Source organism: Bacillus sp. AFS031507 (assembly GCF_002584635.1).
Taxonomy (GTDB): Bacteria; Bacillota; Bacilli; order Bacillales; family Cytobacillaceae; genus Neobacillus.
Genome location: NZ_NUOW01000085.1, coordinates 1 through 12,604 on the forward strand (window position 1 = coordinate 1; position 12,604 = coordinate 12,604).

At 35.8% G+C, this 12,604-nt stretch carries 13 protein-coding genes and 2 pseudogenes; 7 read left to right on the top strand and 8 right to left on the bottom strand.

Translation table 11 applies throughout. From position 1 onward, the window contains the following. Positions 1-100: 100 nt before the first annotated feature. Positions 101-1,096: an alpha/beta hydrolase family protein gene (locus COE25_RS29600; RefSeq protein WP_088089884.1), complete on the bottom strand. Its 996-nt coding sequence runs from the start codon at positions 1,094-1,096 to the stop codon at positions 101-103. Between the two features lie 756 nt (positions 1,097-1,852). Here COE25_RS29600 and COE25_RS29605 point away from each other — a divergent pair. Then, positions 1,853-3,070: pseudogene (locus tag COE25_RS29605) on the top strand (IS110 family RNA-guided transposase). A 153-nt stretch (positions 3,071-3,223) separates the two neighbouring features. Here COE25_RS29605 and COE25_RS29610 read toward each other — a convergent pair. Together COE25_RS29610 and COE25_RS29615 are read right to left on the bottom strand one after the other, a co-directional pair. Beyond that, entirely contained in the window at positions 3,224-3,451 is a 228-nt protein-coding gene (locus tag COE25_RS29610; RefSeq protein WP_098935186.1) for a hypothetical protein, read from the bottom strand. Between the two features lie 135 nt (positions 3,452-3,586). Next, complete coding sequence (locus COE25_RS29615) at positions 3,587-3,961, bottom strand: DUF2750 domain-containing protein (RefSeq protein WP_098935187.1); 375 nt, start codon at positions 3,959-3,961, stop codon at positions 3,587-3,589. Between the two features lie 194 nt (positions 3,962-4,155). Here COE25_RS29615 and COE25_RS29620 point away from each other — a divergent pair, with 194 nt between their 5' ends. Further along, positions 4,156-4,503, top strand: a complete 348-nt coding sequence (locus COE25_RS29620; protein WP_098935188.1) for a hypothetical protein — start codon at positions 4,156-4,158, stop codon at positions 4,501-4,503. 333 nt (positions 4,504-4,836) lie between these two features. Here COE25_RS29620 and COE25_RS29625 read toward each other — a convergent pair whose 3' ends face one another. Next, positions 4,837-5,907 carry an LLM class flavin-dependent oxidoreductase gene (locus COE25_RS29625; protein ID WP_098935189.1) on the bottom strand — a complete coding sequence of 357 codons (1,071 nt, stop codon included), beginning with the start codon at positions 5,905-5,907 and terminating at the stop codon, positions 4,837-4,839. A 263-nt stretch (positions 5,908-6,170) separates the two neighbouring features. Next, the gene (locus tag COE25_RS29630) at positions 6,171-6,797 is read right to left on the bottom strand and encodes a 4-hydroxyphenylacetate 3-hydroxylase C-terminal domain-containing protein (protein WP_098935190.1); all 627 of its coding nucleotides are present in this window, start codon (positions 6,795-6,797) and stop codon (positions 6,171-6,173) included. Between the two features lie 156 nt (positions 6,798-6,953). Here COE25_RS29630 and COE25_RS29635 point away from each other — a divergent pair. Both COE25_RS29635 and COE25_RS29640 read left to right on the top strand, forming a co-directional pair. Then, a protein-coding gene (locus COE25_RS29635; protein WP_098935195.1) for an IS3 family transposase occupies positions 6,954-8,275 on the top strand; the annotation gives its coding sequence in 2 pieces (ribosomal slippage) (positions 6,954-7,410 and positions 7,410-8,275; 1,323 coding nt in all). A gap of 173 nt (positions 8,276-8,448) precedes the next feature. Then, positions 8,449-8,982, top strand: a complete 534-nt coding sequence (locus COE25_RS29640) for a tubby C-terminal domain-like protein (RefSeq protein ID WP_098935191.1) — start codon at positions 8,449-8,451, stop codon at positions 8,980-8,982. A 157-nt stretch (positions 8,983-9,139) separates the two neighbouring features. Here COE25_RS29640 and COE25_RS29645 read toward each other — a convergent pair whose 3' ends face one another. Then, complete coding sequence (locus tag COE25_RS29645) at positions 9,140-9,574, bottom strand: hypothetical protein (RefSeq protein ID WP_098935192.1); 435 nt, start codon at positions 9,572-9,574, stop codon at positions 9,140-9,142. Positions 9,575-9,833: 259 nt separating this feature from the next. Between COE25_RS29645 and COE25_RS29650 the strand changes: the two genes are divergently transcribed. Next, entirely contained in the window at positions 9,834-10,019 is a 186-nt protein-coding gene (locus COE25_RS29650) for a hypothetical protein (RefSeq protein WP_098935193.1), read from the top strand. 138 nt (positions 10,020-10,157) lie between these two features. Next, positions 10,158-10,346 carry a hypothetical protein gene (locus tag COE25_RS29655; RefSeq protein ID WP_098935194.1) on the top strand — a complete coding sequence of 63 codons (189 nt, stop codon included), beginning with the start codon at positions 10,158-10,160 and terminating at the stop codon, positions 10,344-10,346. Positions 10,347-10,544: 198 nt separating this feature from the next. On the opposite strand, the gene COE25_RS29660 is transcribed toward COE25_RS29655, so the two are convergent. Further along, entirely contained in the window at positions 10,545-10,745 is a 201-nt protein-coding gene (locus COE25_RS29660; protein WP_042463323.1) for a cold-shock protein, read from the bottom strand. 350 nt (positions 10,746-11,095) lie between these two features. Here COE25_RS29660 and COE25_RS29665 point away from each other — a divergent pair. Then, positions 11,096-12,144: pseudogene (locus COE25_RS29665) on the top strand (IS110 family transposase). Positions 12,145-12,195: 51 nt separating this feature from the next. Here COE25_RS29665 and COE25_RS32045 read toward each other — a convergent pair. Beyond that, a complete protein-coding gene (locus COE25_RS32045; RefSeq protein ID WP_257209023.1) occupies positions 12,196-12,327 on the bottom strand; it encodes a hypothetical protein in 132 nt (43 codons plus the stop codon). Between the last annotated feature and the right edge of the window lie 277 nt (positions 12,328-12,604).

Genomic DNA, 12,604 nt, shown 5'->3' on the forward strand with positions numbered 1-12,604 from the left:
GGAACATTTCGCACAACTAAAGCACCCGTTTGTTGAAGATGGGTCAATCCAATAAGGTTGAAATCTGGAATTCAGTCTTTCTTTTATCTTTATACTGTCGTTAATTTATTTGTTCTTTTAGATTTAATGTTCCAACTTTAGGTTCCAACATAATTTCAGTTAAATAGGTCCTTTTAAGCCAATCATTTACTAATGAAATAAGAGTGCTATCTAATGGTTTATCTAAGTTTTTCATATATATTTTTTTGATTTTAAGAAACGAAAGATCTTCTTCTTGGTTTCGAAGTATATGGTTAAGCCCTTCTAAAATATGATATTCAGATGGTCCTTTTACTAAACTTGCAATTTTTTTCGCATCATCAGGATTTACTTGAAGGTCTTTCGAACCTGTTATCGCAAGGACTGGACATTCAACGAAAGGTAAATCGTCTCCTACATCATACTGATGATGTTCTCTAATCCATTTTGCATTAATTTTTACCATACTTATCCTCATTACCGTTTTTTTGCTTCGATTCACTTTATCCATTGTCTTCTTATTTTGTTTTACAGCTCTTTGGTCTGCTTTCAAAACACGTAATAACCATCCCAAGAACCCTTTTTTCATTTTAATTTCCTCAGAAAATTTCCCCAATTGATAATCAATGGCTTCTGATAGGCTACCAACCGCTCCAGAAAGGAATACAATTCCGTCAACTGGTTCTATTTTGTTTACAGCAGGTGCAAGCAAGCATCCTTCACTGTGTCCCATTATAATAATCTTATTGTTATCTATTTGAGGATGGTTTTTTAAGAAGCGAATTCCTGCGACTGCATCGTTTACTAAATCCCACATTCCGCATTCTAGATAAGACCCTTCGCTTTCTTTTACACCTCTCTTATCGTACCTTAATGAAGCGACTCCTATTTCTGAAAAATACTTTGCAAAGGTATTAAATACGTCGATATTTTTAATACCTTTGACATTAGAATCTCTATCTCCTGGTCCTGAACCGTGTAACATAATAACCGCAGGAAATTTTCCATCTTTTTCTGGCAAAGCTAAAGTGCCTTTTAATATTAAATCACTTTTAAATTCTACTTGTTTTTCTATCAAGTCTTTTTCCCCCTATTAAATATAAAACTCTAGACCTGTATTTACCAATATAAGCCAAAATACTAACTGAGTCACTAAAATACTAATAAAAAATTTAATGCAGACGATTTCTTTTGGTAAGGGTAATTTCCCGTTACTTCAATAAAAAAGAAAGCTGCATTAACAGCTCTGTCTATCTTCCCTTAAAGCACCTGATTATTTAATATGAATCCTGGCTTCCTTGCTACAAAGTTATTAACCCTTAAACGTTTATATACCAACAAAAATAAGCCATCTAATTCAAATGCGAATTAGGTGGCTATTTGCATTACTTTTTGTCTGTTTTGTACTCCAAAAGAGAACCCGTTAATATATTAGTGGGCAGCTTGTTTTTTAGATGAAGACGATTCCTTCACAAAGTCATATTTTTTATGACTTTGTGAAGGAATGTACTTAAACTAATCTGCCCTTTAGTTGAACAAGAAAAATGCCTTACTCCTTATTGAAGTAAAGCACCCGATAGCCGTCCATGAATCGCTAAAAAACAGCTTCACCACAAAGAATGAAAATGTATTGAATCCGTCCATACTTGTTCTAAGGCTGGGAGAGGAAGGTCGATAAACTATGGTGCCATAGAGCCCATCCGATAGTCTGACTCCAACGACCACGGTGCACCACAAACTGTCGCTCCCTTGCGGGAAGCACTCATGGTAGATTAATCCTAATTCTGATTGTTGCACCAGCCTCCAATTTTCAAGCCTAGAAAGGAAGATTTCAATGGATGTTATCATTGAAAGAGCGTGTGGGCTGGATGTCCATAAGGACAATATTACAGCTTGTATCATGACCTCAAAAGGAAAGGAGATTCAAACATTTTCTACTAAAACAGTCTTTTTATTAAAGTTATTGGACTGGATTAAGGAGAATCATTGTACTCATGTGGCTATGGAAAGCACAAGTGTTTATTGGAAGCCAATCGTTAACTTATTAGAGTCTGAGGGAATCGAGTTTTTAGTGGTTAATGCCCAACATATGAAGGCACTCCCTGGTCGTAAGACCGATGTTAAAGATGCTGAATGGATTGCCCAGCTTCTTCGCCATGGTCTACTTAAAGCAAGCTTTATCCCAAATCGGACACAACGGGAATTAAGAGAGCTTGTACGTTATCGCCGAAGTATCATTGAAGAACGTGCCAGGCAGCTTAATCGCATTCAAAAGGTATTAGAAGGTGCCAATATCAAACTTGGATCAGTGGTTTCTGATATTATGGGGGTTTCATCCAAGGATATGCTTCGAGCAATTGCAGAGGGCGAAGATGATCCTGAATAACTAGCAAACTTCGCTCGGCGTACAATGAAAAAGAAAAAAGAAGAACTTGAATTAGCACTTCAGGGCTACGTTAACCCACATCAACGATTAATGCTCAAAACGATCTTAACTCACATTGATTTTTTAGCTGAGCAAATTGAAATATTAGATCAAGAGATAGACCAGCGAGTTAGCTCCTATGAAGAAGATATTGAAAGACTAGATTCGATTCCTGGAATCGCCAGAAGAATGGCACAACAAATCCTTGCTGAAATCGGAACTGATGTTAAAAACCAATTTCCAACTGCGGCTCATCTTTGTTCATGGGCAGCTCTCGTACCTGGACATAACGAAAGTGCTGGGAAAAGAAAGTCAACTAAATCTAAAAAAGGAAATAAGTATTTAAGATCAGCCTTAACTGAAGCAGCTCAATCAGTGAGAGGTTCAAAAAACTATCTTGGTGCTTTGTATAGACGAACAGCTGGACGAAAAGGCAACAAAAGAGCAGCTATTGTAGTTGCCCATGCGATATTGCGGATTGCCTTTTACCTGTTAACTAGAAAAGAGATGTATGTAGACTTAGGCGAAGACTACTTCTATAAGCAAAGACAGGCATCTATTGTACGCCATTCGGTTCGAAGACTAGAAAACTTAGGCTATACTGTTACAATAACAGAAGCTTCCTAACCCATTAAACAAGTAATAAACACCAAAGATCAGACGCTCCTCCCCTTTTTAAAAAGATGAATGAGCTGCGTCTATTTAAGTATTGCCATTTTTCGAATCTCACGAATTTAATTTTCATGGTAGTTTAAGTGAATTGGTTCACAATTGCCCAATCTATTCAATCATCTCTCCTGAATAAACTTTCAGTTTTTCTTTAGCAATTGCCAATGCACTATTTATGTTGTCAGTAAGTGTAAAGCCAGTGGACTTTTGTAGCCAAGTTTCCCACTCACTATCCCAAAAATAAATGTCAATTTCTAAAAGCCCTTCTTTCAAACGTTTATTAATTTCCACTTTATATGCCTTACTAGGTGAGTATATTTCTTTAACAAGTTCAAGCATAATTTACACTCCCCTTTGAAAATGTATTAACCGCAACTACTTGTTCAACTCTTGCACCCGTTACTTTAAGTACACTTTTTCACAATCTTGTCCTTTGTAAGTTGATTTCTTTTAATATTGAAACGCAAACCTGCCTTAATAATTCTCTAACTCATTATTTAAATCTCTTAATAACACATCTATCTCCACCATTACTGAATCTTCATTGCTTGGGAAAATGGATGGTTTAACTCTATCTTTCTTCATACCAACTAGCCATTTGTCAATAAACTCATATATGTCAATCGGTTCAGCTTTGAATTTATTCCACTTATTAACTGCACAGTATTCTGCAAATTCTTTTTTAGGAAAGAAAGGAATCAACATATTTCCATCATCATCCTGTGCTGTTGCCCAACCATCGTCATATAAACCCCAGAGTTCCTCATAATCAGCGACCTTTTTAATAAAATACTCATATCTTATATTTGGTGGCTGTTTAATAACCGAATCAAATTCTTTTTGGTTCATATTTATATCCTCTAGTTACTGCATTTAACAAGGCATTTAACATATTCTCCAATACTGATAAAAACACCTTCTTAAACTAAACTTCCACATTAGTCGAATAAGAAAAAGCGATCTCCTAATGGAAGAATTTCTGTTTACTTAAAAGGTAATTCCCAATTATACTAAATTTAAATTCGTTTATAAGGAGATTTATAATGAGAACCTCTGTCCCTTGTCCAAATTGTGAAAAAGCAATAACGCTTGATGATTTTGAGGATTTTTCATCACCATTTACAATGAAATGTCCTTACTGCAAAGCTAAACTAAAAGAAACTAAAGTAACACCATTTCTTCTGATCGGTTTGATAGTAATAATTCCTTTATTTATTTACTTAACAGAGACATTAATATCTTTGCTTTCAGGCATTATTCCTGCTATTGAAAAAATACCTTCAATCATCGTATTTATAGGTCTGCTATATCCTTTATATGCCCTATATGAGCGAATTAATGGACTTATTATGTTTAATAAAGGCAATTTACAATTAAAAAAAAGACAATGATAAGCGTGGTATTCTCTCGCTTTTTTGTATTAATAATAGATAATTTATTGAACCCTGTTGTTAAACTAACCTGCCCCTATAGTTTAAGTACATTTCTTCACAATCTCACACCAATATTAACATAAATATCCAGTTTTATCTGGAAGTCTTATTAAGTTAAATGATCCATTAACATAAAGAAAGAGCACAATTCTTGCTACAGAATTGCGCCCTTTAATGGAAAAACATAGTTTATGATTTTGATCAAACTTTTGAACTCCACAATACCGAGGGCCGTAATCCAACGGATACAGTTATAGCAATTGCTAGCTAAAGCTACTAAAGGTTTTTCTTTTAGCAGCCTTTTTTAGTTTCCCTGCGGACCACCGGAGCTACCTTAGTTGCTAATAGCTCTATGTTTTTAGCAACTTTTTTAAAAGGTAAACCACCTATGTCAATTTGAGCAAGGAAGCGTTGATGTCCAAACAATTCATGTTGGCGTAGAATTTTTTCAATAATTTCCTGCGGGCTCCCGACAAATAAGCTGTTATTCGGACCAGCCATTTGCTCAAAATCTGTTTGAGAGATTTTCAATTGCCCTCCGTTTTTCATAAAAGACTTGAAATAGTTTGTATAATAAGCGTAGAATTCTTCCTTAGCCTTTTGAGATGTTTTACTAATATAACCATGTGCACCAATTGCCACCTTAAGTTTTTTTGAATTGTGGCCAGCCTTTAACCCTGCATACCGATAGGCCTCGACTAGTGGCTTAAATTGAATAGGGTCTCCTCCAAGCACCGCTAACATCAACCCTTCCCCCAGCCTGCCAGTACGTTCTGCACTTTCTTGTGAACCTCCAACACCTATCCAAATGGGGATTCTCTGTTGAATTGGACGGGGGGCAATATCTACACCCTTAAGCTCCGAGCGGAAATGGCCTTTCCAGGTAATACGCTCATTCTCATTTAATTTTAATAAAAGTTCAATATTCTCGGAGAATAAACGATCATAGTCATCCAGATTATATCCGAACAGTGGAAATGATTCCAAAAACGCCCCCCGCCCTGCTACTATTTCAGAACGACCATTTGAAACAATATCTAATGTTGCGAAATCCTCGAATAAACGGACAGGATCGACTGTGCTCAGAACGGTTGTTGCACTTATCAGCTTAATTTGGCTAGTATTTTGGGCAATAGCCGCTAATATAATGTGGGGAGATGATACAGCAAAATCCAAACGATGGTGCTCACCAATCCCGAACACGTCAAGTCCTGCATCATCCGCCAGTTTTGCTGCCTCTATAATTTCATTTAAACGTTGTTTTGCGCTTATTAATTGACCTGTATAAGGATCGCAAAGTAGTTCCCCAAAAGTGTAGATGCCTATTTCTATTCCAGAATTCAAATTTATTTCTTTTCCCATAAGTCTCCTCCTACTAAGGTTATTGGGATACCAGCGAACTAACTCATTCTATATATATATATAAATGACTCCTTTGACCAATACACTTTAAATTATTAAAACAAGCCGAATTATTGAAAAAATAAATTTTGTTAGTGTAAAGATAGAATCAATCATTCAAGCGAAATGGACTAGAGTTTTTAAAAGATTCGGAGAAAAACTTCAGGGACAGCCTTAGGAGACTGTCCCATGTCCATTAGAACAACTACATCTTTTGGTTCGCCTTACGTTTTGCCAATCGACGAGTTTTCATTAGCATTTTTTAAGAACGTATTTACCAGGGAGATACTTTGGTTCTTATCATAACTATGATAGATATTACTGGCCATTTTAATCTGATCACCAAAAAAGAAACGTTCGTATAACGATTGCCTGCTGCCAAATGCATTCATGCTTATGTTCCAAGCCAAACGAAAGAGTCTTCCTCGTTCATTCGCATTTACATTAGTAGCTTGTAAGTAGATTTCGAGGTCATTTTTTATTTCAGACAAAAAGTCAACTTCACTTAGAATCGATACGAGTCCACTGGCTCCAATTTGTTGCAAAATTTCGCAAAACCGAGGGTAAAAGCGGGTATATATTAAAATGGCTGTGCTTAATGGGTTAAAATCAGGAACCATTGTCCCCCATTTGTCCAATTTAGCATTCACTTCTGAGGTAGACAATAGTGCTCTAAGAGTTTCAAGTCCCGAAATCACTTCTGTTATCTTTTCATGAATATGTTGAAATTCCTCAACATTGATCGTATTAACAAGCATATGTGCAACACCGAGAATAAATTCAGTTTTAACAATTCTCCTAGATGTAATTTGGTGTGCAATTAGCGGATAAAAGCTGCTTTCAGCAAAGATTTTATAAGAGGCTTCTGGATGTTGATAACAAGGGTACCGCCAACATTTCGGAAATTTTGTACGCTAACCAAATATCAACATCAAAAAGCCGATTTCCTGAAGATGAACTGCACCCGAATTGTTAGACACACTCTAACAATTCGAGGTGCATTTTTTATGGTGAAATTTTCTCCAGAAGAAAAAATACAATCAGTAAAAGAATATTTAAATGGTAATGACGGTGGGAAAACAATTGCTAATTCTATCGGTGTACATCATAGTGTGCTTCACCAGTGGATTAAACAATATGAGATTTTTGGGGAAGATGCTTTTGAAAAGCGCTATACATCCTACCCTGCACAGTATAAACTAGATGTACTCAATTATATGAACGAACAAGGGACGTCTATCAGGGACACAGCAGCGATTTTTAATATTCCATCTCCTGAAACACTTCGAAAATGGAAAATCGCGTTTGAAACAGAAGGATTCGATGCCCTGCAATTAAAGAAAAAGGGGCGTCCATCTATGAAAAATGAGAATAAAAAAACATTGAAAAAACAAGCACCTGCAGAAGGTTCAGTTGAAGCATTACAACTAGAATTAGAACGTTTACGGATGGAAAATGCATATTTAAAAAAGTTGAATGCCTTAGTTCAAAACAAGGAAAAATCACCAAACAAGACAAAGCGCAGGTAGTCTATGAATTAAGGCATGAATTTCCGGTGAAATCACTTCTACAGCTCGCAGACATTCCGCGAAGCACCTATTATTATTGGGTTAAAAATTTTGGTCGTCCTGATCCAGATGCAGAGCTAAAAAAATTGATTCAAGCAATTTATGACGAACTTAGAAATCGAGGACACAAAACAAACCATAAAAAAGTTCAGCGTATCATGCAAGAACTAGGATTAAAATGTCTTGTCCGTATAAAAAAATATCGCTCTTACAAAGGAAAGGTTGGGAAGATTGCCCCTAATCTTTTAGATCGCAATTTCCAAGCAGAAAAACCAAATGTGAAATGGGTTACAGATATAACGGAGTTTAAACTATTTGGAGAGAAGCTATATTTATCGCCGATGTTGGATTTATTTAACGGGGAAATCATTACATATATCATTGGTTCAAGACCAACCTATTCGCTTGTTTCAACAATGTTAGATCAAGCTTTTGACCGCTTAACGGACGAGGATAAACTCCTTATTCATTCTGATCAAGGCTGGCATTATCAAATGAAACAATACCGTCATGCCCTCTGTAAACGTGGCATTACACAAAGTATGTCACGCAAAGGGAACTGTTACGATAACGCCGTTATGGAAAATTTCTTTGGCATTATGAAATCCGAATTTCTTTATCTAAAAGAATTTGAGAGTGTGGAACACTTTAAGCAAGAACTAGAAAAGTATATAAAATACTATAATCACAAACGAATCAAGGCAAAATTAAAAGGCATGAGCCCAGTTCAATACCGAGTTCATGCCCAACAAGCTGCCTAACGAAATAATGTGTCTAACTTTACGGGGTCACTTCAAAGATAAGGAATCGACTTTTTTATTTGCTTGTTAAACTAAAGCACCCCGTTAGTTGAAGAAGAAAGCTAATAAAAGTGGCTTTGCTTATTAAAACTTATATAATAATAAATGATAAATCGAATGTGCTGGGGAAAACTATGGAACAGTTTACTTATCAAGTACCTGAAAAGGTTCATATTTCAACAATCATACCAATAATAAACGAACATGGGGAAGCGGTATTCGAAATAAGAAAAAAGCAACATAAATTCCTTGCCCGTATCGTCCATAACTCAATACGCTTTGGCTTACCCTATTGTTACAAAATAGCCAACGTGAATGGAGAACCACTTTATACCATAGACTGTACGTTTCCTGGTATTGGGTACAAAATGACTGACCATTTATCTTCCCAAACCGTTTCGATTGCTTCACATAGAGTTCAATTAATTGAAAAAGGCTTTCACTTTAGAATAGATAACCATGAATTTCTTTTTGAAAAAGACCATATGGGTGCTGGTTACTTAAAATGCGACAATAACCAAGTAGCCATTGTTTCCATGCCTATTAAAACAGATATTTCATTGTTCAAAAAATTGGAATTGGATACTATTATTATTCGGTCAACAACGCAGGAAGCCGCTGGTCTTGCTGCCGTATTATTTCATACGTTTTATTATTACGATGCTTAAAATTAATTTACAAAAATCAAGCTGTTCTTCAACTAAACTGCCATTTAGCACAACAAGAAAAGGGATCGCCGCAGCAATCCCTTACTTTATCTAAAGCACCCGTTAGTTCCCTTAGTTACTCACGTACTTTATGGTAACACTTAACTGTAAACAAAGGCTATTTACCTGTTACTATTAAATTTCGTGTTTTGGCATTATATATTTTATAACTAATTTCAAACTCATGGTCTTTTGTAACTGTCACCTCACAATAATAAGGGATTGACTTTCCATAAGCATCTAGTGCAGGAATATCTCTGAAGGAAAACATTTCATCTGTATCGAGCATTTCAAAATCCGCTTCAGAAGAACGACCTGATGAATCTATTTCGATAACACATTTCCCACTGACGACATCATATTCCTTAAGCACAACATATTTTAAACTTGGGAGAGTAACAACTAAAAGTAAAACACCAAATAAAAAGGCTAAAAAGCATTTACCTATTTCTAATAATGGGTAGTCTTTGTCAATAAACATTAGAATGAAGTAAATTGCTGAGCCTACTACAAACAATACTCCAAGTATGAGCATTAAATAATAAAAAAACATTTTTCACTTCCTATAACAACTCTTCTGTTTCTTACATTATAACATAGTTATTCCACTAACCTGCCTCGTTAGCTGAATAAGGAAAAATTCAGCTGCAGGCATTCCTTACTTTACATACTTTCCATGTTCTGTCCCTAAGCCCTTGATTGTCACGTCTTTTCCTTGTATATCTATGGGATTTTTGGACTGTATATGTCTAATGGCTCCAGGTGGTTATCTTGGGCATAATACAGTTTATATACATTAGAGGTGGGATATTATGAGGCTAAGAAATGGAGATTTTTATACTAATGTTTTTACCAATAAGTTATATAGGCTAAATGAAGATGGCGATAGCAACTGGTACTTGAGTTTGCGTGATGAAGAAGGTTATCATGAAACAGAAAAGACCTCAGGGCGTGATATGATTAGATTGGTAGAAGGTGGGTATAAAAAAAGCAAATAAAAAAAGCTACCCATTTCTGTCAAGGTACCTGTAATCAGATGCTTTTAGTGGAAAGTCGGTGAAACTTGAAACAATATAAGATATTCCAAGGAAAAAGTCCACTTTATGTCGAATATAACAACTAAAGGGGATGACCCAATGAATAAAGTTGAGTTATTAAAAAGATTATTAAATGGTAGTCGAGGTAATATGTTTTCATTAGAGATTCCTACTACAAAAGAAGATGAAAAAAAGATTCAAGAATTGGTTAGAGTATTAGAAACAGAACAAAAAATTAAATTAAGAGAATATGTACAGGAGAATACTCAGTTTATTTACATGGAATAATTAAGTAAGCATCCGAATAATCGGATGCTTATTTTTATTTGATAATTAGGAGAATTTTTGATTATGTGATACACTTTGTTTACCATTTGATTTACTTGTTTACATGTGCCCTACTCATTCGTGAGTGGGGCTTCTTGTTTTAAAAGAAAAAATAAAAAACAGACTCTCTGAAGAGCCTGCTTAATTTTGTTCTTATTATTAAGCTTTACGCACGTTAGCTGCTTGAGCTCCACGTTGACCTTGCTCAACGTCAAAAGTAACTGTTTGACCTTCGTCTAAAGATTTGAAACCTTCGCCTTGGATCGCTGAGAAATGAACGAATACGTCTTCTCCGCCTTCACGCTCGATGAATCCGAAACCTTTTTCTGCGTTAAACCATTTTACTTTACCTTGTTCCATTTTGTTTCCTCCTGCTGTGTGCATTGCACACAATGTGTTACTATCCTTGCACTCAGTGATCATCAAGACGAAAAGTTAATCTTATACTATCCTTTACACCGAACAAAAATAATTCTACTAAAGTTTAACATTTTATAAAAGTATTTGCAAGAAAACATAAACACAACCATTTTTGCTACTCTCAAATTTCACACTTGGTTTTAGATTATTATGTTGTTCTTATTCAAGTAAAGCACCCCGTTAGCATTCCTGTAGAGAGTTAATTATTGACTTTGATAAAAAAGGAGCTCCTCAGTAAGATATGAGTATAGACACCACTCTAACTCAAAACCTTAGGAGGAACCCCTACTATGAAGTTTAAAATGCAAGACAAACAAAATCAACTAATAGAAAGAATTTCCGATAAACACCTCGTTGTTGGTGTGGACATTGCTCAACAATTTCACGTCGCTCGAGCAGTGAATTTCCGTGGAATTGTAGTCGGCGATCCTCTCACATTTGAAAATAACGAAGATGGATTTACTATTTTATTGCACTGGATTAACAAACTAAAAAGGACAAATAACTTAGTTACAACTATAGTCGGCATGGAGCCTACGGGACATTACTGGATTAATCTATCAAAATGGCTTTTCGAACAGAATATTGATGTAGTAACAGTAAATCCCTACCATGTAAAAAGGAATAAAGAGAATCGAGATAATACCCAGTCAAAAAGCGATAAAAAAGATGCACTAGTTATCGCTGATATGGTGNNTCAATGCAACCTCAAAACGTGGTTATCGGGTGGAAGTCACTGATGAAGAGACAGCCTGGATTAAAAAAGGCCCAATTACTTATTCATTTAGCTAAACGTTCGATTGGCACTAAGCAAGCACTTGATGCATATAAATTTCATCTACAACAATTACTTGAGGAATTTGACCTCGCAACAACACAACTCGAAAGAGTTGAAAAACAAGTCACAGAAGTACTTAAACAAATTCCTTATGCTAATCAATTGCTTACCATTAAAGGAATTAGTGAGATTTCATTGGCAGGTATATTAGGGGAAGCTGGAGATTTAAGTGGCTTTGCCCACGGCAATTCTTTACTACGTCATGCAGGATTACACCTAGCTGAAGCAAGTTCGGGAAAGTGGAAAGGTCAAATTGTCATTTCTAAAAGGGGAAGATCTAGACTTCGGCGTTTTCTATACTTAGCGACGATGAGCCTTGTCATGAACAACCCTGAGTTTAAAGCTTTACATACCTCAAATGTTAAGGTGAAAAAAATTAAGAAGATGAAATCAATTATGAAATTGGTTGGTAAACTGGCTCGAATATTTGTAGGAATAGCTAAACGAAATGAATCCTATTGTCCAGAAAAATTACAACCTTTAACTTCTTTGGCAGCATAATAACTAATAGTTTTTAAAAACATTTACTAGTTTCCCCAAAAGGATAAACTTCTATAAATCATAATGATAAAGAGTGATTGCTAGTTTTGCACTTATCGAATGCTGGCTCATTCGCAGGATTTCAAATATGTACGGAGTACCAGGTTTCTTAAACAAAAGGGCACTGACCCATCCCGTTAGCATAACTGGCCTCCACCCCTTTGGATAGGCATGACGAAGGAATGATAGGGCAAATGACCCGTTGAGNNCTCCAGGGGCGGCGTGGAGAATGTACATCATATGGTAAAATGTGGAGTTATATTTCACTCCTTTATTTCACTATGCCTTCACGGAGCCACAATGATCTGAACCCTTTTCATTTAATCTTTAAATCCATACCAAGGGTTATGAAATCCTGCGAATAAGCGAGTATTCGTGAGAAAATCGTATTAAACTGAGGGAGTTGAAGAACGGGGGGCTT

Excerpts from the sequence above, each read along its gene's own strand:
- COE25_RS29615 (WP_098935187.1), bottom strand. The coding sequence starts at position 3,961 with ATGAACCAAAAAGAATTTGATTCGGTTATTAAACAGCCACCAAATATA.
- COE25_RS29640 (WP_098935191.1), top strand. The coding sequence starts at position 8,449 with ATGGAACAGTTTACTTATCAAGTACCTGAAAAGGTTCATATTTCAACA.
- COE25_RS29660 (WP_042463323.1), bottom strand. The coding sequence starts at position 10,745 with ATGGAACAAGGTAAAGTAAAATGGTTTAACGCAGAAAAAGGTTTCGGA.
- COE25_RS29620 (WP_098935188.1), top strand. The coding sequence starts at position 4,156 with ATGAGAACCTCTGTCCCTTGTCCAAATTGTGAAAAAGCAATAACGCTT.
- COE25_RS29655 (WP_098935194.1), top strand. The coding sequence starts at position 10,158 with ATGAATAAAGTTGAGTTATTAAAAAGATTATTAAATGGTAGTCGAGGT.
- COE25_RS29625 (WP_098935189.1), bottom strand. The coding sequence starts at position 5,907 with ATGGGAAAAGAAATAAATTTGAATTCTGGAATAGAAATAGGCATCTAC.
- COE25_RS29610 (WP_098935186.1), bottom strand. The coding sequence starts at position 3,451 with ATGCTTGAACTTGTTAAAGAAATATACTCACCTAGTAAGGCATATAAA.
- COE25_RS32045 (WP_257209023.1), bottom strand. The coding sequence starts at position 12,327 with ATGCTAACGGGATGGGTCAGTGCCCTTTTGTTTAAGAAACCTGGTACT.
- COE25_RS29650 (WP_098935193.1), top strand. The coding sequence starts at position 9,834 with ATGAGGCTAAGAAATGGAGATTTTTATACTAATGTTTTTACCAATAAG.
- COE25_RS29645 (WP_098935192.1), bottom strand. The coding sequence starts at position 9,574 with ATGTTTTTTTATTATTTAATGCTCATACTTGGAGTATTGTTTGTAGTA.